Here is a 23,045-nt window from a genome sequence, read left to right as displayed (position 1 = left end):
GACGGCCAGGGTCAAACCGCCTCGACCCCTACACATCGATGTCCACCGGCGGGCCTGCCGGACGTGCCGCTGCCCGTCTCCTGCGCGGACGCGCGGTCGGCACGTCCACCTGCTCGACAGGCTGCTCCGCCGCCGCTGTCAGCGGCGCTGAATCGGCCACCGTGTCACCGCCGGCCGAACCTGCGTCGGCACCATCGTCGGCGTCTGCCGTGGCCGAAACCACCATCAGCACACCGGCATCCGGCGCAGCACTGGTCGGCGCGGCGGCCTTCCGAGCCACCCGTCGACCCCGTCGTGGAGTGGCCACCACCGGCTCCGGCTGGGCGGGGGTGTCGTCGGACGACTGCGTCGCCCCGGTATCCGCGGAACCGCCGTCGCCGACGGATTCTGCAGCCGGCACCGGCTCGTGAGCCTGCGCGCTGTCCACGGTTGCCTGCGCGACGTCCGCGTCCTCGTTCGCCGCTGCCGCGACAGCCACGTCCTCCGCCGAGACCACGGTGACCGACTCGTCCTTGTCACCGGCGGAGCCGGACGATGCCTGCGAGACCTCCGCGGGGCTGACATCGGCCACCACGTCGTCGTGATGCGCTGCCATCGCCAGGGCCACGGGGTGTGCCCGCTTGATCGACGGGTCGACCACCGGGTGGTCGGTCCCGTCCGTCGTGCCCGACTGTCCGTTCGGCGCCGACCGCTCGGTGTTGTCGGACCGATCGTTTCCATCGGACTTGGCGTCCTTGCCGCGTCGACGCCTGCTGCCGTTGCCCGAACCGTTCGAGTCCGAACGTGACGAGCTCGGGCGTCCACCGTCGGAGTCCGGCTTGGCGTCGATCGGGAACGGATGCACGATGATTCCGCGACCCTGGCAGTGCTCGCACGTGGTGGAGAAGGCCTCGACCAACCCCGTGCCGAGCTTCTTGCGCGTCATCTGCACCAGACCGAGCGAGGTCACCTCCGACACCTGATGACGGGTCCGATCACGGCCCAACGCCTCGGTCAGGCGGCGGAGCACCAGATCACGGTTAGATTCCAGCACCATGTCGATGAAGTCGACGACGATCATGCCGCCGATGTCGCGTAGACGCATCTGCCGAACGACTTCCTCGGCCGCCTCGATGTTGTTGCGGGTGACGGTCTCTTCCAGGTTGCCGCCGGAGCCGGTGAACTTTCCGGTGTTGACGTCGACGACCGTCATCGCCTCGGTGCGATCGATCACCAGCGTGCCGCCCGAGGGCAACCACACCTTGCGATCGAGGGCCTTGGCCAGCTGTTCGTCGATGCGGTGAGCTGCGAACACGTCCACGGAGCTGCCGTTGGCCTCGTAGCGCTGCAAGCGCTCCATCATGTCCGGAGCCACGGTCTCCACGTAGTTCGACGTGGTCGTCCACGCCTTGTCACCCTCGATGACGAGCTTCGAGAAGTCCTCGTTGAAGAGGTCGCGAATGACCTTCACCAGCATGTCGGGCTCTTCGTACAACGTCTGCGGCTGCACGCCCTTGCCTGTTTCGGCGTTCGCGGACCGCTCTTCGATGCTGGCCCACTGGGCCTGCAGCCGCGTCACGTCACGCGCTAGTTCTTCCTCGCTGACCCCCTCGGCCGCGGTCCTGATGATGACGCCGGCCTCGGGGGGAACGATGTCGCGCAGAATCTCCTTGAGTCGCTTGCGCTCGGTGTCGGGCAGCTTGCGGCTGATGCCGGTGGAACTGCCACCGGGAACGTAGACGAGGAAGCGTCCGGCCAACGACAGCTGAGTCGTCAAGCGAGCGCCCTTGTGGCCCACCGGGTCCTTGCTGACCTGCACCAGAACCTGATCGCCCGGCTTGAGGGCCTGCTCGATCTTGCGCGCACTTCCGCCGAGACCGGCAGCGTCCCAATTGACCTCGCCTGCGTACAGCACACCGTTACGACCACGGCCGATGTCGATGAACGCTGCTTCCATACTGGGCAGCACGTTCTGCACGCGGCCGAGATAGACGTTGCCGACCATCGACGCGGTGGCGCTACTGGTCACGAAGTGCTCCACCAGAACGCCGTCTTCGAGCACGGCAACCTGCGTGGTCAACGGATGGTCCGGGGTGGCCTTCTCGCGAACGACCATCACGCGGTCCACCGACTCGCGGCGCGCCAGGAATTCCGATTCGGTCAGAATCGGCGGCCGACGTCGCCCGGCATCGCGGCCGTCACGGCGACGCTGCCGCTTGGCCTCGAGCCGAGTCGAACCGGAGATGCCCTGCACCTCGTCGCGCGGTGCGCGGCTCTTGTTGCGCGGCTCGCGTTCGTGCACGACGGTGTTGGGCGGGTCGTCCTCGGACGAGGCAGCTGCTTCCGCCGCGGCCTCGGCTCCGGTCTTACGACGGCGGCGGCGCCGACGACGACGGCTCGAGCCGTCTCCGTCCGAATCACCGTTGTCGGAATCACCGTTGTCGGAGTCGCCGAAGTTGTCCTGAGCGCCGGACTCGGACTCGTCGTCACTGTCCTCGCCCTGCTTGTCCGACCCGTCGGTGGTGGCGTCGGTCGTGGCGTTCTGCCGATCGGACCCGCGGCCGCGTGACCGCGAGCGACGCGAACGCCGTCCCGAACTCGAGGGCTGGTCGTCGCCGGAGGTCTCGTCGGCATCGGAATCGTCGGACTCGTCCGCTCCGGTGGACTCGCCGTCTGCCGAAGAGGCGGACGTGCTGCTGTCCGTCTCGGAGTCGGTGTCGTCCGAATCCTCGTCGGTCGAGTTGTCGTCGGACGAGTTGTCGTCGGACGACTGCTCTCCGCGTCCACGCCCACGACCGCGGCGACCGCGGCGACGGCGACGGGGCTGAGACTGGTCGTCGTCGTCTCCCGAGCCGTCCGCTGCCGAGGAAGCCCCGGACTCGTCGGACGACGCATCCGATGCACCCGACTCGGCAGCACCGGACACAGCGGTGTCCTGCGCGGCGGTGTCGGAGGTGACCGTCGAGACGTTCTCCGCGACGGTCGACTCGCCGGTGGCGGGCTCGTCCGTGGCCTTGTCGGACGCAGCGTTGTTGTCGGACGGTGCCTCGTCCTTGGGTGCGGCCTTGCGGCTACGTCGACGCCGTGCGGGGGCCTCGGACGGAGCATCCGCCGATTCTGCTGCGGGCTCTGCCGCTGCCGGCTGCAGGAACACCGGCGTCGCGAAGGTCGTGGCCGTGGGTTGGGCGGCCTCGGGCTCGGCCGTGGGCGCGCTGGTGAACAGCGTTGCCTCGGCAGCGGGGACCTCTACCGAGGGTGCCGTCTCGGCCGGGACCTCTACCGATGCGGGCTCGGGCTGCTGGTCTGTCGACGCATCCGGTGCCGGCGACTCCGCTGCGGAGGCATCGGGGGCGGGTGCGGTCGGCCCGTTCACCGAATCGCGCACCGACTCGGCAACGTCTCGGCTCAGACTCGACTGCGCGCTGCGGGCTTCGATGCCGAGCTCACCGAGAGTGACGAGCAACTGCTTGCTGGTCACGCCCAGAATTTTCGCCAGTGCATGCACACGCAGCCTGGTCGGCAATTCGATGGTGTCGGGTTGCACGGAAACCGCGTCGGATTTCGCGGACGACACCGCGTCGGTGTCCTCCGGATTTCCTGCGTTCGTGCTCTGTACATCTTCGGGCGGGCTTTGATCGGCCACGTAGTCTCCTCGGGCCCCCGGGCGCGTTCATCCGAAATCGGGTGTGACGCGGCCACGCGAGGGCAATCCTTGTGTACTCACGTCGGGTTGGACGTCAGCTGTTCGGTCTCGCTCTCCACAAATCGTTTGAGCCACCTCGTGAATCTCGGTGGCCGACGACGGCGTGTGCAGTGCCTGGCTGGATGGTGGTGTCTCGGCGATCCGAGCGCCTGATCATCAAGCATGAACGCGAACGAGCCTGTCTCTCGTTCGCGACTCTGCGATGACGGGCAGCGGGTCGACGACAGTCATCCGATCGATCCCACGAGCACTTTTTCTCTAGCGAACTTCGGTGGAGCTGAACAGAGGTGGAGCGTGTGAACGTACAAGTGCTGTGGGGTCGATCTCCGTCGAGTATCCCACACGCGATGATCCGTACGAGCCACGCCGCACCGATCGGACTTCGAGCGGGTGCGGCGTGACTGCGGAAGTGCTCTGCGACGGGCTTCTAGGAGGCGGTCAGGTCGGGGAACCACAGGGCGATCTCGCGCTCTGCGGATTCCACCGAATCGGATCCGTGTACCAGGTTCTGTTGACCGTCGAGGGCCAGGTCACCTCGGATGGTGCCGGGAACTGCTTTGGCAACCGGATCCGTGCCGCCTGCGATCTGACGGAAGGCTTCGATGGCACGGGGGCCTTCGAGAACCGCGGCCACCACGGGCCCGGAGGTGATGAACTCGAGAAGGTCGGGGAAGAACGGCTTGCTCTCGTGCTCCGCGTAGTGAGCCGAGGCCACGTCGCGAGAGACGGTCTTGAGCTCGAGGGCGACGATGCTCAGACCCTTCTTCTCCACGCGGCCGAGGATCTCTCCTACGTAACGCCGGGCAACTCCGTCTGGCTTGATCAGTACTAGGGTGCGATCGGTCACGTCGACGACAGTAATGGACACCGGCACCCGGTCGCGCGGCGCATGGCCCCCAACCGACCGGTCCGGTGTCAGTCGCGTTGCCCGGGCAGCATGCCGCGTCGAATGCGTTCGGTGATGTCCCGGCGCAGATAGAGCAGATACAGCCACACGGCAAGGAAGATCAGACCCACGGCGCCGATGGACAGATGGAACACGGCCCCGGCCATCACGAAGAACTGCAACGCGAGGTTGAGCTTCATCGCCCAGGGTTCGCCCTGTTTCCCCGCGGCCAGAATCATCACCACGGCGAGCGCCACGATATAGGTGGTCGAGAACCACGTTGCGCCGCCGCCGAGAGTCGCCACGACCGGAAGAGCGAGCAGAGTCACGATCGCTTCCAGTACCAGTGTGCCCGCCGACACACCGCGAAATCCCTTCCACGGGTCGGTTGTCGGTGGTCGAAACTCTGCTTCGCTCACGCGGGATCCTTTCCGAACAACGTGCGCGCTGCGCCCACGGTCACCACCGAGCCGGTGACGACGACCCCGGCACCGGACACGGCTTCGCCGGGCTCGGCCACTTCTTCGGCCAACCCGATCGCCGTTTCGAGCGCATCGGGCAGCGTCGACGCCACCACGACCCGCTCGTCGCCGAACTTGGCCACGGCTATGTCGGCCAACGCGTCGACATCCATCGCTCGACCGGACCCGTTGTGGGTGACGACGATGTCGTCGAACACCGGTTCCAATGCTTCGAGGATCGCGCCGACGTCCTTGTCCGCCATGACACTGACGACTCCGACGAGTTTGCGGAAGTCGAATTCGTCGGTCAGGGCGGCCGCCAGTGCAGCGGCCCCGTGCGGGTTGTGCGCGGCATCGAGAAACACCGTGGGCGCGTTGCGTACTCGCTCGAGACGACCGGGATTGACCACGGTCGCAAAGGCTTCGCGCACGGTGTCCTGGTCGAGTTGACGGTCCGGGCCCGCCCCGAAGAATGCCTCGACTGCTGCGAGAGCGAGAGAGGCGTTGTGCGCCTGGTGCTCTCCGTGCAACGGCAGGAAGATGTCGGTGTAGACACCGCCCAGCCCCTGCAACTCCAGCTGTTGTCCGCCCACGGCTATCTGCCGACCGAGAACGGTGAACTCCGATCCGGCCCGTGCCACGGCAGCGTCTGCCTGCACCGCCGCACGAAGCAGGACCTCGGACACCTCGGGCTCCTGCTTGGCGAGGATGGCCACCGTGTCCCGTGGCACGAGTAGTTCCGGTGCCTTCTTGATGATGCCGGCCTTCTCCCCCGCGATCGTGGACAGATCGTCCCCGAGGAATTCGACGTGGTCGAGACCGATCGGGGTGATGACGGCGATCTCACCGTCGACCACGTTGGTCGCGTCCCAGCGGCCGCCCAGCCCGGTTTCGATGACGGCGACCTCGACCGGTGCCTCGGCGAAGGCCGCGAACGCCATGGCGGTGACGACCTCGAACTTGCTCATCCGCGGTCCACCGGCGGCCTCGGACTGTGCATCGATCATCTCGACGAACGGTGCGATCTCGTTGTAGGTGTCCACGTAGGTGCGCGGGGACACCGGACGGCCGTCGATACTGATCCGCTCGGTGGCCATCTGCAGATGCGGGCTGGTGGTGCGGCCGGTACGCCGATGGAAAGCGGTCAGCAACGCATCGATCATGCGGGTGACGGACGTCTTGCCGTTGGTTCCGGCCACGTGGATCGACGGATACGCCTTCTGCGGAGAACCGAGCAGGTCCATCAGCGCCGAGATTCGGGCGGTAGACGGCTCGATCTTCGTTTCGGGCCAACGCTTGTCGAGCTCGGCCTCGACGAGTGCGAGCTCGGCCAGGTCGACCGGGGTCGGTGGTGGTGACGGCAGGGCGTCGTCCGGCTCGGTCACTTAGCTTCCCATCGATTCGAGGCGCGCGCCGATGCGCGCGATCTCTTCGCGAGCGATCGTCTGACGAGTTCTGATCTTGTCCACCACCGCATCCGGGGCTTTGGCCAGAAATGCCTCGTTGCCCAGTTTGCCGGTCGTCTGGGCCAACTCCTTCTCCGCAGCGGCGAGATCCTTCACCAGTCGCGCGCGTTCGGCGACCAGATCGACCGTGCCCGAGGTGTCGAGCTCGACGACGACGGTGGCCTTGCTCGTACGCACCTCCACCGATGCCGTCGCCGCGAAGTCCGCACCCGGCTCGGTCAACCGGGCCAGCGAGGTCACTGCCGAGATCTGGCCCTCCAGGTCGGCGTCGCCCACTCCCACGATGCGAGCGGCGACCTTCTGCGAGGGCTTGAGCCCCTGATCGCTGCGGAACCGACGAATTTCAGTGATGAGGCGCTGCATGTCCTCGATACGTTGCGCAGCAACAGGATCGACCGGATCGGCGGCAGGGGTCGGCCACGTGGCGACCACCAGGGACTCTCCCCCGGTCAGCACCTTCCACAGGGTCTCGGTCACGAACGGGACGACCGGGTGCAGCAGGCGCAGCACCGCGTCGAGAACGTTGCCCAGGACTCCACGGGTGGATTCGGCGATGCTCTCGTCGGCGAACTGCACCTTCGCAATTTCGAGGTACCAGTCGCAGACCTCGTCCCACGTGAAGTGGTAGAGCGCCTCGCACGCCTTGCTGAACTCGTAGCGATCGAACGCCGAATCCACCTCTGCTCGAACCTGATCGAGTCGGTCGAGGATCCAACGGTCGGCGTCGGTGAGTGCGGCGCGCGACGGCAGCTCGGCCGGCGCTGCGCCGTTCATCAGGGCGAACTTGGTGGCGTTGAACAGTTTGTTGGCGAAGTTGCGCGAGGATTGCGCATGGTCCTCGCCGACGGACATGTCGGCACCCGGGTTGGCACCGCGGGCCAGCGTGAACCGCAGTGCATCCGCACCGAAGCGGTCGACCCAGTCGAGCGGATCGATACCGTTGCCCCGAGACTTGGACATCTTCTTACCGAACTGATCGCGAATCAGTCCGTGCAGGAAGACATCTCGGAACGGAACCTGTGGGCCCTGCTTTCCTGCGGTGATGGCGTCGTCGGCTCCGACGTAGGTGCCGAACATCATCATCCGGGCGACCCAGAAGAACAGAATGTCGTAGCCGGTGACGAGTACGCCGGTCGGATAGAACTTCTCCAGTTCGGGAGTGGCCTCCGGCCAGCCCATCGTCGAGAAGGGCCACAGGCCGGAAGAGAACCAGGTGTCGAGGACGTCGGGGTCCTGCTCCCACCCCTCGGGTGGGGTCTCCCCCGGTCCCAGGCACACCGTCTCGCCGTCGGGGCCGTACCAGATCGGAATTCGGTGGCCCCACCACAGCTGACGCGAGATGCACCAATCGTGCATGTTGTCGACCCAGGCGAACCAGCGCGGCTCTTGACTCTTGGGATGAATGACGGTGTCGCCGTTACGAACTGCGTCACCAGCCGCCTTGGCCAGGGTGTCGACCTTGACCCACCACTGCAGCGACAGACGCGGCTCGATCGGCTCACCGCTGCGCTCGGAGTGTCCGACGCTGTGCAGGTACGGGCGCTTCTCGGCGACCACTCGGCCTTGCTCGGCCAGGGCCTCACGGACCTTGACACGCGCCTCGAATCGGTCCATCCCGTCGAACTGCGTTCCGGTATCGGCGATGCGGCCGGCCTTGTCCATGATCGACGGCATCGGCAGTGAGTGCCGAACGCCCATCTCGAAGTCGTTGGGGTCGTGCGCCGGAGTGATTTTCACTGCGCCGGTGCCGAATTCGGGATCGACGTAGTCGTCGGCGATGATCGGTATTCGTCGTCCGGTGAACGGATGCTCGAGGGTGGTGCCCACCAGAGCCCGGTAGCGCTCGTCGTCGGGGTGCACCGCCACAGCAGTGTCGCCGAGCATCGTCTCCACTCGAGTGGTGGCCACGATGACGTGCGGTTCGGAGTCGTCCAGCGACCCGTATCGAAGCGAGACGAGTTCACCCTCGACGTCCTCGAACTTCACCTCGATGTCGGAGATTGCCGTCTGCAACACCGGCGACCAGTTGACCAGCCGCTCGGCGCGGTAGATCAGACCGTCGTCGAACATGCGCTTGAACATGGTCTGCACGGCCTCGGACAGGCCGTCGTCCATGGTGAATCGCTCACGGCTCCAGTCGACACCGTCGCCGATACGACGCATCTGGCCGCCGATCGTGCCGCCCGACTCGCGCTTCCAGTCCCACACCTTGTCGATGAACAGTTCGCGACCGAACTCTTCCTTGGTCTTTCCGTCGGCGGCGAGCTGCTTCTCCACCACCGACTGCGTGGCGATGCCCGCGTGGTCCATTCCCGGGAGCCACAGCACCTCGTACCCGAGCATGCGCTTGCGCCGACTCAGCGCGTCCATCAACGTGTGGTCGAGGGCGTGGCCCATGTGCAGGCTGCCCGTGACGTTGGGCGGCGGCAGCACGATGGAGTACGGCGGCTTGTCGCTGGTGGCATCGGCCTCGAAATAACCGGCATCCACCCAACCCCGGTACAGCTCGGCCTCTACCTCGCTGGGGTCCCAGCTCTTGGGCAAACGGTCGGCTGGGTTGTCTGGGGTCTCTGGCGCTGAACTGGTCACCGGTCGATTCTAGTGGCCCAGTATTCGCGGCATCGACGCGCTCTCGCCCAGGACATGCCCCGCCAGAAATGCCAGTACCACCTCGTACCAGACCTTGGCGTGTTGAGGCGTCAGAATCCAGTGGTTCTCGCCGGGGAAGTAAAGGAATCGGTGCTCGGTCTGACCGTCGTCGTCGGCGGGCAGTCCCGATTCGCTGAGCAGTTCGTACCACAACCGTAGGCCCTCGCCGATCGGCACGCGATAGTCCTTGTCACCGTGGATGACCAGCATCGGCGTCGAGATGTCCGCGACGAACAGGTGCGGAGAGTTCTCCACCGCCATCTCGGGGGACATCTCCCGCGCCCAGTACCACGGTGCGTCGGTCGTCGGTCCGAACTGATCGAGTGCCCACAGACTGGCGTGGGTGACGATGGCGTCGAATCGGTCGGTGTGCCCGGCGATCCAGTTGGCCATGTACCCGCCGAACGAGCCACCCATTGCGGCGGTGCGCGTGTCGTCGATATCGGTTCGGGCAACCGCCACATCGGTCAACGCCATCAGATCGGTGAACGGGGCACTGCCCCACGCGCCCCAACCACGCTGCACGAAATTCTGGCCGTAGCCCGTGGACAACGCCGGATCCGGGAGCAGCACCGCGTACCCTCGCGCCACCATCAGCCATGGATTCCACCGCCAGGACCACGTGTTCCACGAACCCAGTGGGCCGCCGTGCACCCACAGCAGCAGCGGCGCGGGCGAATCGTCCGACACACCGTGCGGCAACGCCAGCCATCCTCGGACTCGACTGCCGTCCTCGACGGCGGTCTCGATCTCGGTCAACGTGCCGGGCAGCGGGCCGTTGTCGATTCCGGCGTCGAGGTCGACCACGGTGCCGTCGGACAGGTCGATCGAGACCGGGTGCGGGGCGGCCAGATACGAGGCGGCCACAGCGACTACGCGCTTTCCGTCCGACGACACATGGATGTGGGTGTACGCGTCGTCGGTATGCGTCAGACGACGCGGCTCCGCACCCGCCTCGATCACGAAGATCGGCGACCGGCCGTCGTCGTCCGCGGTGACCAACACGCCGGACCCGTCCGGCAGCCAGACCGGACCGATCGGCCATCGATCCCAGCCCGGAGCGAGATCGGTGACGGAGTCCGTACCGAACTCGTACTGCTGCAACGTCATTCGTGGCGCTTGTTCGGGAGTCGAGATCGATTCACGGACGAACGCGACGGCACGGCCGTCGGGCGAGATGGCCGGTGCACCCAGATCGGCATCCGCGTCGTCGACGATCGTGGTCCGTTCTCCGGTCCCGGTGTCGATGCGCACCAGTATCGTGCGGACGGTTGCCAGCGGGCCGGGCACCGACCACGTGGAGACGACGAAAGTGCCGTCGGCGCTGATGTCGAAGGCCGCTTCCTGCAGAGCGCCTGCCGCGTCACGCGTCAGATCACGCAGTGGTGCCGACTCGAGGTCGGTTTCCGTCTCGCCTGCGAACAGATGCGGGGTTGCGGGACCGAGATCGTGATCCCAGAAACGCACCGGCACACCGGTGTGCAGAATTGCATCCACCTTGTTCGTCTTGCGCTCGGTACGCAGGCCGTCGTCGTCCTCGTCTGTCGTGGACGAGCCGAACACCGGCGAGAAGCCGGCGAACCGATCGACGGACCGAGCCGCTCGCACGTCACCGATTCCCGCCGACCGGGTCTCGACCACGTGGGCCTCCCCGCCGGCGGCGGGCAGTATCCACAACTGTGCCGGATCATCCTCGCTGGAGCGGCGCGAGAACATCAGATTCCCGGACGCGGTGAACACCGGCGCGCTCTCGCCCAGCTCGCCGTGGGTGATTCGCCGCGCCGGAGACCGTCCGTCCACGTCGATCTCCCACAGCGACGTTCGGTACTCGGTGCGCGAATCACTCAGAGCAGCAACGACAACGACCGCACGAGAACCACTGCGATCCACCGCCAACCCCGTGACACGTCGGGCCGCGATGTACTCGTCGATGTTGTCGTAGACACTCATGCGAACGACAGTAGTGGCAACAGATCGTTCCGCGTCGGCTGTGTCCGGTTCAGTCCTCGCCGAGATCCTCACGCAACTGAGCGAGCGTGCGCGCCAGAATGCGCGACACGTGCATCTGCGAAATTCCGACCTTTTCGGCGATCTGCGTCTGAGTCATGGACCCGAAGAACCGGAGCACCACGATGCGACGCTCGCGCTCGGGCAGCTTCTCCAGTGCGGGCCGCACAGCGAGGTAGCTTTCCATCTTCTCGAGTTCCGGGTCGTCGGCACCGAGCGTGTCCATCAGCGGGAGGCGATCCTCGCTCACCACCGAATCGACCGACACGGTCTGATACGCGCTGCGGGCAAGCAGTGCCTGCGATGCTTCCTTGACGTCGATCCCGAGTTCGGCGGCGATTTCGCTCGCGGTCGGGGCGCGACCGAGCTTCTGCGACAACGATCCCACCGCCTGCGAGATCATCGAGTTCAGCTCTTTCATGCGTCGCGGTACCCGTACCGACCAGCCGGCGTCGCGGAAGTAGCGACGTGCTTCGCCCATGATGGTGGGGACGGCGAACGAGACGAAATCCGACCCACGCTCGATGTCGAACCGGTCGACTGCATTGACCAGACCCAGCCTGGACACCTGCAAGAGGTCCTCGTGCGCTTCACCGCGCCCACCGAATCGGCGCGCGATGTGTTCGGCAAGGGGAAGGCAGCGCGTGATGATGCGGTCACGCAGCACGGAACGCTGCGGTGAATTCTCGTCCAGCGCCTGCATCTGCTGGATCAGCGCGACCACGTCGCTGTAATCGTCGGACTCTCGCCGTGTGCTTCGTTCCTGCGGCACCGGCACTAGACCTTGCTCCTCCGCTTGACCACGTCGATCGCGACGGTGCGGCCGGCAACGTCGTCGATCGCGTCGTCGGCGCGGAGTTCGATGGAGTCTGCGAGAGTTTGCAATACGTGCCAACCGAAGCTGTCCTGCTTCGGGACCGACGTCGGAGTCAGCGTGGACGTCACGACGATTCGGATCCCGGCATCGTTGACGGAGAACCTGCACGAGAGTTCCGCGTCGGCGACCGAACCTTTGATGAGCTGGGAGCACACCTCGTCTACGACGAGTTTCACGTCGGCGATGTCGTCGAGAGTGAAGTCACTGAGCACCACGAGAGTCTCCGCGACGGCCCGCACAACCGGCAATTGGTCGGCTTCGGCGCGCACCCTCAGCTCGACCGGTGCACCGGAACCTCGCTCCAGTTCTTCGATCTTGCTGACCCCAGCCATCCGCACTTCCCATCGTCGCCAAGCAGTTCGTTTCTCGTGTGCCGAGCAAGACTACCCAGCGGGGAAGCTTTCAACCCTCGCAGTACACGAGTGTCGCCCCCCGAACACACCGCGGAACGAACCTGCGGTGAACGGCCGACCGGTGCGGGTGACGTGCGCCCGTCGAACTGGCACGATCGACACCGTGGCACATTCGGATGAGGATTACTCGCAGGCCCTACGGACTCTCGCCCAGCGGCTCGGTACGTCGACGTCGTACCGAGGCTGGGACGACACCGAGCACGACGTGAGCGACGCGACCCTGCGGCAGGTATTGGCCGCACGCGGTTACGCAACCGAGACCACCGAGGATGTCGATCGGGCACTGGAGGACATCGAGAACGCACCGTGGCGTCGCCTGCTTCCTCCTGTGGTCGTCACGACCCAGGGCACCGAGGCGACGGTGTGGGTGCATGTGCCACACGGCAATCCGGTGGAAGTGTCGATGGTGTCCGAGGACGGCGACGCCATCGAGGTACCGCAGGCCGACGTCTGGGTCGATCCGCGCGAGGTGGACGGACGGCTGATCGGACGTGCCACGTTCGTGGTGCCCGGCGATGCCCCGCTGGGATGGCACAGCCTCACAGCGACGACGATCGGTGAGGACAACACCGTCCGAACCTCGGACACGGTCGTCGTGGTCACACCGAAGTCGTTGTCGCCCAATGCCGAACTTGCCGACAGGCAACGTACCGGTCTGCTGGCACAGCTGTATTCGGTGCGCTCGACGCGTTCGTGGGGCATCGGTGATCTCGCCGACCTGGAGGACATGGTCGACATCGCCGGCCGCGTGCATGGATTCGACTATCTGCTGGTCAATCCGCTGCACGCCGACCGGCCGACGACGCCCGTGGAGGCCTCTCCGTATCTACCGACCACGCGACGCTTCTTCAATCCGCTGTACATCCGTGTCGAGAACATTCGGGAGACGGCGCTGCTCTCGCCCAAGCAGTTCGGCAAGATCCAGGATGCCGCGGCTCGATTCGACAAGGCGAACGTTCGCACCAAGAAGCTGAACCGGGACGCGACGTTCAAGGCCAAGCTCCGCGCCCTCGAACGCGTCCACAAGGTCGAGCGCAGTCCGGCCCGCGAGTCCGCGTTCCGGGCGTTCGTCGAACGTGAGGGCACCGGGCTCCGGGATTTTGCGGTGTGGAGCGCGCTGGCGGAGAAGTTCGGCCCGAACGATCCCGCATGGACCGATCGCGCAGCGCACCCACGCACCGATTTCGTCCTCGAACAACGCGCAAAGCTGGCCGGGCGCATCGACTTTCACATGTGGCTGCAGTGGATCTGTGACGAGCAACTGGCCGCTGCCCAGCGGGCCGCGCTCGACGCCGGGATGGATATCGGCGTCATGCACGACCTCGCGGTGGGAGTCGCCCGCGGCGGCGCCGATGCGTGGACGCTCGGCGACGTACTGGTGTCCGGAGTCACCGTGGGAGCGCCGCCGGACAACTTCAACCAGCAGGGCCAGAACTGGAATCAACCGCCATGGGATCCGGATCGACTGCGCGAGATGGCCTACGTCCCGTACCGAGACATGCTGCGCACGATTCTGCGTCACGCCGGGGGCATCCGCGTCGACCACATCCTGGGCCTGTTCCGGTTGTGGTGGATTCCGCAGGAGGCCGAGAACGCCGGCGGCGGAACGTATGTCGAATACGACCACGAGGCGCTGATCGGCATCCTCGCCCTCGAAGCCGAGCGCGCGGGCGCGGTAGTGGTCGGCGAGGACCTCGGGGTGTTCGAGCCGATGGTGCAGGAATACCTCACCGAGCGCGGAATCTTCGGCACCTCCATCCTGTGGTTCGAGGCCGATGATTCCGGGCCCATCCCGCCCGAGGACTACCGGACTCTGTGCCTGACGTCGGTGACGACGCACGACCTGCCTCCGACAGCCGGATACCTCGAGGGCGAGCACATCGAACTGCGATCTCGACTCGGCCTGCTCGAGCGCGACATCGATGCCGAAAAGGAAGTGGATTCCCGTGCGCGAGAGGCGGTCCTGGACCTGGCCCGCACCCGTGGATTACTCGCTGCCGATGCCGACAACCACGAGACCGTCGAGGCGTTGCACCGGCTGGTCCAGCGCAGCCCGTCACTGCTGATCGGCGTCGCTCTCGTCGACGCGGTCGGTGAACATCGCATTCAGAACCAACCGGGTACGGACGAGACCCAGTACGGCAACTGGAAGGTCCCGCTCGCCGACTCCGACGGCTCGGCAGTGCTGGTCGACGACCTCGCCGAACACCCGCGATTGGTGTCGCTCGTGCGGGCAATGGCAACCGAGTCGTCGGACCGATGACACGAGGGTCCACAATCGAGGTATGAGCTTTCGACGTCGCCGCGTATCGAGTCGGCACTGATGGGCCGGATCACCGCTCGCAGACCCGTCGTCCGAATACGCGGCGAACACCGAGTCGACCGTCCCGACACCTTGGTGGTGGAGGAACCGATGGAACTGCGCGTCGACGGCAGAGCCCTTGCCGTCACGATGCGTACGCCGGGACACGACGTCGAACTGGCCCACGGTTTTCTGCTGACCGAGGGCGTCATTGCATCGCGTGCCGATATCGCTGCGGCACGGTACTGCGACGGCGTCGACGACGAGGGCGCGAACACCTACAACGTCCTGGACGTCACGCTGGCACCGGGCGTGGCAGCCCCCGAGACCGGGGTGGAACGCAATTTCTACACGACCTCGTCGTGCGGGGTCTGCGGCAAGGGGTCACTCGACGCAATTCGGTTGCGCACCAAGCATTCTCCTGCTGACGACGACGTCGTTGTGACGTCCGATACCCTTGCCGGGCTACCGGACACCCTGCGCGCAGCGCAGAAGGTCTTCGACACCACGGGCGGCTTGCACGCTGCGGCGCTGTTCACTGCGGACGGCGACATGCTCGTCCTCCGCGAGGACGTCGGACGCCACAATGCGGTGGACAAGGTCGTCGGCTGGGCCACCGAGCACGATCGAGTTCCGCTGCGCGGCACGATATTGATGGTCAGTGGCCGCGCCTCGTTCGAGCTGGCGCAGAAAGCGGTGATGGCCGGGATCCCCGTACTTGCTGCGGTGTCCGCACCGTCGTCTCTCGCGGTCGATCTCGCGACCGAATCAGGACTGACGGTGATCGGCTTTCTCCGCGGCCGGTCGATGAACATCTACTCCCGCGCCGACCGCGTCCTTGTGTCAGACGGTATCTCCTGAGTCGTTCCGCAGGCTCCACTCCCTAGCAACATCGACGAGTAGCTCGGCTGCGGTGGCGTTCCTCACCTCGTCCACCGAGATTCCCGGCGCGGTCTCGACGAGGCGCAGTCCGTCGTCGGTGACGTCCAGAACCGCCATGTCCGAGATGATCCTGTGCACGCAGCCCTTTCCGGTCAGCGGCAGAGTGCAGGACTGCAGAATCTTCGGTTCACCCTTCCGGGAGACGTGCTCCATCATGACGATCACGCGACGGGCACCGTGCACCAGATCCATGGCACCACCCATCCCCTTGACCATGTGCCCGGGGATCATCCAGTTCGCGAGGTCGCCGGTGGCGCTGACCTGCATAGCACCCAGCACGGCGACGTCGACCTGGCCGCCGCGGATCATTCCGAACGACTGCGACGAGTCGAAGTAGGACGAGCCGGGAAGCACCGTGATGGTTTCCTTGCCCGCGTTGATGATCTCGGGATCGAGTTCGTCCTCGGTGGGATAGGGGCCGACGCCGAGCACGCCGTTCTCGGAATGCAGAATCACCGAGACGTCGGTCGGAATGTAGTTGGGCACCAGGGTCGGCATGCCGATTCCGAGGTTGACGTACTGCCCGTCGCCGAGCTCCTGCGCCACCCGGGCGGCCATCTGTTCGCGGGACATCTTCTCGCTCATGCTCGTACCGTCCTCTGCTCGATGCCGACCTCGACCGGGCCGACATGCACGACCCGCTGCACATGGATGCCCGGGGTGTGCACCTCGTCCGGACCGATCTCCCCCGGCTCGACCAGGTGCTCGACCTGCGCCACGGTGATCCGACCCGACGCGGCGGCGGGTGGATTGAAGTTCCGTGCGCTGGCATGGAACACCAGGTTTCCGTGCCTGTCGCCCTTCCAGGCGTGGACCAAGGCGTAGTCCGCGACGATGCCGCGCTCCATCACATAGGTGACCCCGTCGAATTCCCGGGTCTCCTTCGGCGGACTCGCCACGGCGATGCCGCCGCTGCCGTCGTAGCGCAGCGGCAAACCGCCGTCGGCCACCTGCGTCCCGACACCCGCGGGGGTGAAGAACGCCGGAATACCGGCACCACCGGCTCGCAGCCGCTCGGCGAGGGTGCCCTGCGGGGTCAGCTCCACCTCCAGTTCGCCGCCGAGGTACTGCCGTGCGAATTCCTTGTTGGATCCCACGTACGAGCTGATCGTGCGCCGAATGCGGTGCTGCGCCAGCAGCACTCCCAGACCGAAGCCGTCGGTCCCGCAGTTGTTGCTGATGGTTTCGAGGTCGGTCGCTCCCTGCTCGAGCACCGCGGCGATCAGGATCTCCGGCACTCCCACCAACCCGAACCCGCCCACGGCGATCGACGACCCGTCGGGGATGTCCGCTACCGCTTCTGTGGCACTGGCCACGACTTTGTCCAACATGGCAGCGACGGTACCCGACAATGTGCGTTATGTGAACAGGTTGCCACCATGCGAACACCTGTATACGGTGGCGAGTGCGCTTGATCACCACGATCGTCAGGAGCTGTCGATGCTTCATCTCCCGCCCGAGTACCGGGACCAGACGGGTGTCCATGCACCACGCGACTTCGCCGAGTACCGGACCACTGCCCTGCGGCATCCGGCGCAGCCGTTGACGCTTCTCCCCCAACGACTGACCGAGATCACCGGTCCGGTTCTGGGCGAGGGACGGGTCACCGACTCCGACGCCGACCTGACGCTCGCGCGAGGTGGTGAAGCTCAGGGTCAACGCATCATCGTGCACGGACGAGTGCTCGACAGCGACGGCAGAGCGATCCCGAACACCCTCGTCGAGGTCTGGCAGGCCAACGCGGGCGGGCGTTACCGACACTCGGGTGATCGCTGGCCTGCACCTCTCGACCCACATTTCGACGGCGTGGGCCGAGTACTCACCGATGCCGACGGCCGATACCGGTTCACCACGATCAAACCGGGCGCGTACCCCTGGGGCAACCACCACAACGCATGGCGGCCTGCCCACATTCACTTCTCCCTGTTCGGTCACGCATTCACCCAACGGTTGGTGACGCAGATGTACTTCCCCGACGACCCCATGTTCTTCCAGGATCCCATCTACAACGCAGCCCCCGAAGACGCGCGTGCTCGCATGATCAGCACCTTCGATTACGAAGCAACACAACCGAACTGGGCTCTCGGGTTCAGGTTCGACATCGTTCTGCGCGGACGCAACGCCACCCCGTTCGAGGAGGACGACCACGATGACTGACCCCGAGTTCGCTCCCCGGTACCCGGTGGTGACCGGTGCCGATTTCACCACCGCACCGTTCGGTCAGACGCCTTCTCAGACGGTCGGGCCGTACGTCCACATCGGTCTGCTGTGGCCGGACGGACAGGACGTGGTACCTCCCGGCACCGCCGAGGCGATCATCCTGACGTTCACCCTCGTGGACGGGGCTCGTCAACCGGTGTCCGACGCGATGATCGAGACCTGGCAGGCCGACTCCGACGGACGCTTCGACCATCCGGACGATCCACGGGGTGCCGTGGCACCACGTGTCGCAGGTTTCCGCGGCTTCGGTCGAGCATTTGCCGATGCACGGGGAACGATGACGATCACGACCATCAAACCGGGGCCGTTGCCCGCCGAGAACGACCTCGTCGAAGCACCCCACATCGACGTCGGAATCTTCGCCCGCGGAATGCTCGAGCGGGTCGTCACGCGGATGTACTTCCCGGACGAGGCCGAGGCCAACGAAATCGATCCGGTGCTGTCCGCCTTGCCCGCCGACAAGCGAGCCCGACTCGTCGCCACCACAGTGGACGGCGGCTACCACCTCGATATCGTGTTACAGAACACCGATCCGGACGGAGACGAGACCCCGTTCTTCGCGCTGTGATGCACGCTCCCGAACTGATCGACGATGCGGTGAAAGAGGACCATGGCTTCCGATAGAGGGGCACTGTTCGATCCGACATTCGGCAGCGAGATCATCGCACCGATCGTCGGCGACCGAGGCTGGGTTCGGGCGATGTTCGACGTCGAGGCAGCCCTCTCCCGGGCCGCTGCCTCTGTCGGCGTGGTCGACGCGAAGCATGCGGACATCATCACCGCGGTCGCGGCAGAGCTGGGTGAATCTCTGGACATCACAGCACTCGGAGCGGCTGCAGCGGCCGGTGGGAATCCGGTGATACCACTGGTGAAAGTACTGCGAAACGCGGTGTCCGCGAGCGGAGTTCCTGCTGCTGCAGTGCACCCCGGGGCGACCAGCCAGGACATCATGGACACCGCGTCCATGCTCGTCGCACGTGACGCACTCACGGTCGTCGAGGCGTCGGTCGGTGATGCACATACCGCGGCGCGAGGCCTGGCGCTGGCGCACCGAACCACTCCTATGGCCGCGCGCACCCTCGGCCAGCAGGCGCTACCTACTACTTTCGGGCTGGTGGCCGCCAATTGGGCTGGGGCGCTGCATCGTTCGCGTCACCGTCTCGCGGCGGTTCGGCGGTCGTGCTGTGTGCAATACGGAGGTGCCGCCGGAACGATGGCCGCCGTACATCCGCACGGTCCGGCCATTGCCGCCGCGCTCGCGGAAGCACTGGATCTGGCACCACAGACTGCGCCCTGGCACACCGACCGCGTCACCGTCGCAGATCTGGCGTGCGCGTTGGGTATTGCCGCGGGCTCCACTGCGAAGATCGCCGGGGACATCGTGTCGATGTCCGCCACCGAACTGGCCGAGGTGTCCGAGAACGCGCCGGGGGGTTCGTCGGCGATGCCACACAAGCGCAACCCTATCGCCGCCATCACCGCGCGGGCTGCGGCCCGCCGGGTGCCGGGAGCCGTTGCGACAGTGCTGGCGAATATGGACCACGAGCAGCAGCGCGCCGCTGGCCCGTGGCACGCCGAATGGGAGACCGTCACCGATCTGCTACGACTCACCGGCGGCGGTGCGCATCGTATTGCGACGAGCCTCACGGGTCTGCATGTGCATCCAGATGCCATGGCGCGCAACCTCGAAGCGACGGGTGGTGCACCACTCGCCGAACGGGTCACGGCCGCGCTGGCACCGCACACCGAGCGCGCCCGCGACATCGTCACCGACCGATGCGCAGCAGGTGCGCCACTGGACACGGATCCCGCCATCACCGCCTTCCTGACGCCGGCGGCGGTGCGCGAGATGTTGAATCCAGCAGGCTATGTGGGTCACGCACCCGACTTGGTCGACGTCATCCTCGCTGCGTGTGCACCGGACACCGAACGCCCCACGGACTCGAAGGACATCTGATGACAGTCACTCTGGCTCACCACCGCACCGAGGGGCCGCACCCCGATGCGGATACCGTCGTGCTGATCGGCTCGCTCGGCTCGGACCGATCGATGTGGGACCCGCAGGTGGGCGCACTGTCGGCTTCTGTCCACGTGTTGACGGTCGATCTACGGGGACATGGTCGATCACCGGTACCGCCCGGCCCCTATTCCGTGGCCGATCTCGCCGGTGACGTTCTTGCACTGCTGGATTCACTCGCTCTGGAACGCGTCCACGTGGTCGGACTCTCCCTCGGCGGTGCCGTCGCTCAATGGATTGCGATTCATCGCCCCGAGCGGGTGCGCACTCTGTCTCTGCTGTGCACGTCCGCCAAGTTCGGTGAAGCCGCTCAGTGGATCGACCGTGCCGCGACCGTCCGCGCCTCGGGGACAGCAGCACTCGCGGACGCTGTACTCGCACGGTGGTTCACGCCCGAACTCGCCGCCCGCGACACCGATCTCGTCGCACGGTGTCGACGCATGATCGCCGAGACCTCCGACGAGGGGTACGCGGCATGCTGTGAGGCGTTGTCCGAGTGGGATTCTCGCGCGGACCTCGCCAGGATCGCCGCTCCCACCCTCGTGATCGCGGGCCGACAGGATCCGTCGACCACTCCGGACGATCTGCGCTTCATCGCCGACGGCGTTGCAGGATCGACGCTCCTGACACTCGACCCGGCCGCACATCTGGCGAACGTCGAACAGGCAGGCCGCGTCACGGCGGCCATTGCCGCTCACGTCGGAGCGAATGCGTACTCCGCCGGACGGTCCGCGGCGCACGACACCGGAATGGCAGTACGGCGCAGTGTGCTCGGTGACGCCCACGTCGACCGCAGCATCGCATCGAGAACCGAATTCACGGCCCCGTTCCAGGATTTCATCACCCGAACCGCATGGGGCGACGTCTGGGCTCGTCCCGGACTCGACCACCACACCCGCCGACTGCTGACTCTGGCCGTTCTGACGGCCCTGGGTAACCACCACGAACTCGACATGCACATCCGAGCGGCGTTGCGTGCCGGTATCGCACCCGACGAACTCGCCGAGGTGTTCTTGCACACCGCGGTCTACGCGGGAGTACCGAACAGCAACAACGCTTTCGCATTGGCTCAGGCCGCCATCACCGAGAGCGAAACCTCGTGAGTGCCGCGGACACACCGCCGTCCTCGGATTACGTCCAGTCTCTCGGACGCGGCTTGGCAGTGATCAGAGCCTTCGACGGTGAGCATCCGCGTCGAACGCTGGCCGACGTGGCCCGAGCGACCGACCTGACCCGCGCCACCGCCCGACGGTTTCTGCTCACGCTCGTCGAACTCGGATACGTGCGTACCGACGGCTCGATGTTCTGGCTCACCCCGCGCGTACTCGAATTGGGGTACAGCTATCTGTCGAGTCTCTCGCTCCCCGAGGTCTCGGGCCCCCATCTCGAGGCGCTCGCCGAACGAGTGCGTGAATCGTCCTCGGTGTCGATACTCGACGGTGACGATGTGGTGTACGTCGCCCGGGTTCCGGTCAGCCGCATCATGACCGTCGGCATCAACATCGGCACCAGATTTCCGGCGTTCGCGACCTCGATGGGCCGGGTGCTGTTGGCCGGTCTTCCCGAGGACGAGCTGGATGCGTACCTGGAGCGAGTGCGGTTGACGCCGTTGACGGGCAAGACCATCACGACCGCGGCCTCGCTCGCGCGGGAACTCGAACGAGTGCGGGTCGACGGCTTCTGCCTGGTGGACCAAGAACTCGAAGAGGGACTGCGTTCGATCGCCGCACCCATCCGCGACAGCGCCGGCGTGGTTGTCGCCGCAGCCAACGTCTCGACCCAAGCTGCACGTCATTCTGCGGACGCCGTGCGCGCCGAACTACTCCCGGCCTTGCTCGACGCCACCCGCGCCATCGAGACCGATCTGCTCCGGGTAAGTACCGGAGCCAACGACAAGCGAGGAAACACCCATGCCTGAAGCCGTGATCTGCGAACCCCTGCGTACCCCCGTCGGCCGTTTCGGTGGCCAGTTCCGTGACATTTCCGCCCAGGCCCTGGCTGCCACGGTCATCACCGAACTCGTTGCGCGAACGGGCATCTCCGGAGCGGACATCGACGACGTGATCCTGGGCCAGGCGTCACCTAACGGTGATGCACCGGCCATCGGTCGAATCGCCGCCCTCGACGCCGATCTCGGCATCGATGTGCCCGGCATGCAGATCGACCGACGCTGCGGCTCCGGCCTACAAGCAGTACTGCAGGCGTGCATGCAGGTGCAGTCCGGCGGCAACGACCTGGTTCTGGCAGGCGGCGTCGAAAGTATGAGCCAGACCGAGTTCTACGCGACCGGCATGCGGTGGGGCGTCAAGGCCGAGGCGGTCGCCCTCTCCGACCGACTTGCGCGGGCCCGAGTGACGGCGGGTGGCAAGAACTTTCCGGTGCCCGGCGGCATGATCGAGACCGCCGAGAATCTTCGCCAGGAGTTCTCCATCAGCCGCGCCGATCAGGACGCGCTGGCCGTGCAGTCGCATCGGCGGGCGGTCGCCGCGCAGAACAGCGGCGTGTTCGCCGAGGAGATCGTGGGTGTGTCCGTCCCCCAGCGTAAGTCGGAACCGGTTCTGGTCTCGACCGACGAGCATCCACGGGCCGACACGACCGTGGAGTCGTTGGCGAAGCTGAAGGCAATCCGTGCATCGATCGATCCCGAGTCGACGGTCACCGCGGGCAATGCCAGCGGGCAGAACGACGGCGCCGCGATCGCCATCGTCACCACCCCCGAAAAGGCTGCGGCGCTGGGACTTCGACCACTGGCGCGGCTCGCGAGCTGGGGCGTTGCCGGAGTCGCTCCGCGCACGATGGGAATCGGCCCGGTGCCCGCCAGCGAGAAAGCGCTCGGACGCCTCGGGCTCACTCTCGACGACATGGGCGTCATCGAACTCAACGAAGCCTTCGCCGCCCAGGCGCTCGCCGTGACTCGGTCCTGGGGTATCGAGTCGGACGACCCGCGGTTGAATCCGCACGGTTCCGGCATCTCGCTCGGCCACCCGGTCGGGGCCACCGGTGCCCGAATCCTTGCCACCCTGCTCCGTGAAATGGACCGCCGAGAAGTCCGCTACGGACTCGAGACGATGTGCATCGGCGGCGGACAGGGCCTGGCCGCGGTGTTCGAGCGACTGTCCTGAT

The 23,045-nt window shown here is 66.1% G+C and carries 18 protein-coding genes; 8 read left to right on the top strand and 10 right to left on the bottom strand.

Translation table 11 applies throughout. The features are described from left to right. Positions 1 to 28: 28 nt before the first annotated feature. The 8 genes from CH285_RS06990 to CH285_RS06955 form a co-directional block, all read right to left on the bottom strand. Positions 29 to 3,622: a translation initiation factor IF-2 N-terminal domain-containing protein gene (locus CH285_RS06990; RefSeq protein ID WP_094644316.1), complete on the bottom strand. Its 3,594-nt coding sequence runs from the start codon at positions 3,620 to 3,622 to the stop codon at positions 29 to 31. A gap of 487 nt (positions 3,623 to 4,109) precedes the next feature. Next, positions 4,110 to 4,529 (bottom strand): nucleoside-diphosphate kinase, encoded by a 420-nt coding sequence (gene ndk, locus CH285_RS06985; RefSeq protein WP_027497557.1) that lies wholly within the window; start codon positions 4,527 to 4,529, stop codon positions 4,110 to 4,112. Between the two features lie 68 nt (positions 4,530 to 4,597). Continuing rightward, positions 4,598 to 4,987 (bottom strand): DUF4233 domain-containing protein, encoded by a 390-nt coding sequence (locus tag CH285_RS06980; protein ID WP_027497558.1) that lies wholly within the window; start codon positions 4,985 to 4,987, stop codon positions 4,598 to 4,600. After that, a complete protein-coding gene (folC, locus tag CH285_RS06975; RefSeq protein ID WP_052053192.1) occupies positions 4,984 to 6,414 on the bottom strand; it encodes a bifunctional tetrahydrofolate synthase/dihydrofolate synthase in 1,431 nt (476 codons plus the stop codon). Before folC ends, CH285_RS06980 begins: the two co-directional genes overlap by 4 nt. Further along, positions 6,415 to 9,084, bottom strand: coding sequence for a valine--tRNA ligase (locus tag CH285_RS06970; protein ID WP_032384532.1), 2,670 nt, complete (start codon positions 9,082 to 9,084; stop codon positions 6,415 to 6,417). Positions 9,085 to 9,093: 9 nt separating this feature from the next. After that, the gene (locus CH285_RS06965) at positions 9,094 to 11,094 is read right to left on the bottom strand and encodes a S9 family peptidase (protein ID WP_032370219.1); all 2,001 of its coding nucleotides are present in this window, start codon (positions 11,092 to 11,094) and stop codon (positions 9,094 to 9,096) included. Positions 11,095 to 11,143: 49 nt separating this feature from the next. Next, a complete protein-coding gene (locus CH285_RS06960; protein ID WP_032368200.1) occupies positions 11,144 to 11,929 on the bottom strand; it encodes a SigB/SigF/SigG family RNA polymerase sigma factor in 786 nt (261 codons plus the stop codon). Continuing rightward, positions 11,929 to 12,360 carry an ATP-binding protein gene (locus CH285_RS06955; protein WP_094644317.1) on the bottom strand — a complete coding sequence of 144 codons (432 nt, stop codon included), beginning with the start codon at positions 12,358 to 12,360 and terminating at the stop codon, positions 11,929 to 11,931. Before CH285_RS06955 ends, CH285_RS06960 begins: the two co-directional genes overlap by 1 nt. Positions 12,361 to 12,544: 184 nt before the next feature. On the opposite strand from CH285_RS06955, the gene malQ reads away from it, so the two are divergent. Beyond that, positions 12,545 to 14,704 carry a 4-alpha-glucanotransferase gene (malQ, locus tag CH285_RS06950; protein ID WP_255032534.1) on the top strand — a complete coding sequence of 720 codons (2,160 nt, stop codon included), beginning with the start codon at positions 12,545 to 12,547 and terminating at the stop codon, positions 14,702 to 14,704. A 60-nt stretch (positions 14,705 to 14,764) separates the two neighbouring features. Then, on the top strand, positions 14,765 to 15,604 hold the full coding sequence (gene fdhD, locus CH285_RS06945) for a formate dehydrogenase accessory sulfurtransferase FdhD (protein ID WP_094644318.1): 840 nt from the start codon (positions 14,765 to 14,767) through the stop codon (positions 15,602 to 15,604). Here fdhD and CH285_RS06940 read toward each other — a convergent pair. Together CH285_RS06940 and CH285_RS06935 are read right to left on the bottom strand one after the other, a co-directional pair. Continuing rightward, positions 15,587 to 16,270: a CoA transferase subunit B gene (locus CH285_RS06940; RefSeq protein ID WP_048318597.1), complete on the bottom strand. Its 684-nt coding sequence runs from the start codon at positions 16,268 to 16,270 to the stop codon at positions 15,587 to 15,589. The two genes, fdhD and CH285_RS06940, sit on opposite strands and share 18 nt — an antisense overlap. Beyond that, positions 16,267 to 17,016: a CoA transferase subunit A gene (locus tag CH285_RS06935; protein WP_179271310.1), complete on the bottom strand. Its 750-nt coding sequence runs from the start codon at positions 17,014 to 17,016 to the stop codon at positions 16,267 to 16,269. The genes CH285_RS06940 and CH285_RS06935 overlap by 4 nt, the downstream gene beginning before the upstream one ends. Before the next feature lie 109 nt (positions 17,017 to 17,125). On the opposite strand from CH285_RS06935, the gene pcaH reads away from it, so the two are divergent. The 6 genes from pcaH to CH285_RS06905 are packed head-to-tail and all read left to right on the top strand — an operon-like array spanning position 17,126 to position 23,044. Next, a complete protein-coding gene (gene pcaH / locus CH285_RS06930; protein ID WP_027497567.1) occupies positions 17,126 to 17,842 on the top strand; it encodes a protocatechuate 3,4-dioxygenase subunit beta in 717 nt (238 codons plus the stop codon). Beyond that, the gene (gene pcaG, locus CH285_RS06925) at positions 17,835 to 18,473 is read left to right on the top strand and encodes a protocatechuate 3,4-dioxygenase subunit alpha (RefSeq protein WP_032389268.1); all 639 of its coding nucleotides are present in this window, start codon (positions 17,835 to 17,837) and stop codon (positions 18,471 to 18,473) included. The genes pcaH and pcaG overlap by 8 nt, the downstream gene beginning before the upstream one ends. Positions 18,474 to 18,515: 42 nt before the next feature. Further along, positions 18,516 to 19,862, top strand: coding sequence for a 3-carboxy-cis,cis-muconate cycloisomerase (gene pcaB / locus CH285_RS06920; RefSeq protein ID WP_094644319.1), 1,347 nt, complete (start codon positions 18,516 to 18,518; stop codon positions 19,860 to 19,862). Continuing rightward, a complete protein-coding gene (gene pcaDC, locus CH285_RS06915; RefSeq protein ID WP_032370216.1) occupies positions 19,862 to 21,025 on the top strand; it encodes a bifunctional 3-oxoadipate enol-lactonase/4-carboxymuconolactone decarboxylase PcaDC in 1,164 nt (387 codons plus the stop codon). The genes pcaB and pcaDC overlap by 1 nt, the downstream gene beginning before the upstream one ends. Further along, entirely contained in the window at positions 21,022 to 21,840 is an 819-nt protein-coding gene (locus CH285_RS06910; protein ID WP_027497571.1) for an IclR family transcriptional regulator domain-containing protein, read from the top strand. Before pcaDC ends, CH285_RS06910 begins: the two co-directional genes overlap by 4 nt. Further along, on the top strand, positions 21,833 to 23,044 hold the full coding sequence (locus CH285_RS06905) for an acetyl-CoA C-acetyltransferase (protein ID WP_032368206.1): 1,212 nt from the start codon (positions 21,833 to 21,835) through the stop codon (positions 23,042 to 23,044). The genes CH285_RS06910 and CH285_RS06905 overlap by 8 nt, the downstream gene beginning before the upstream one ends. Position 23,045: the final 1 nt, after the last annotated feature.

Origin of the sequence: Rhodococcus sp. 05-2256-B1 (genome assembly GCF_002258465.1) — a bacterium.
GTDB lineage: Bacteria > Actinomycetota > Actinomycetes > Mycobacteriales > Mycobacteriaceae > Rhodococcoides > Rhodococcoides fascians.
This window is presented reverse-complemented; position numbering and strand designations above follow the sequence as displayed.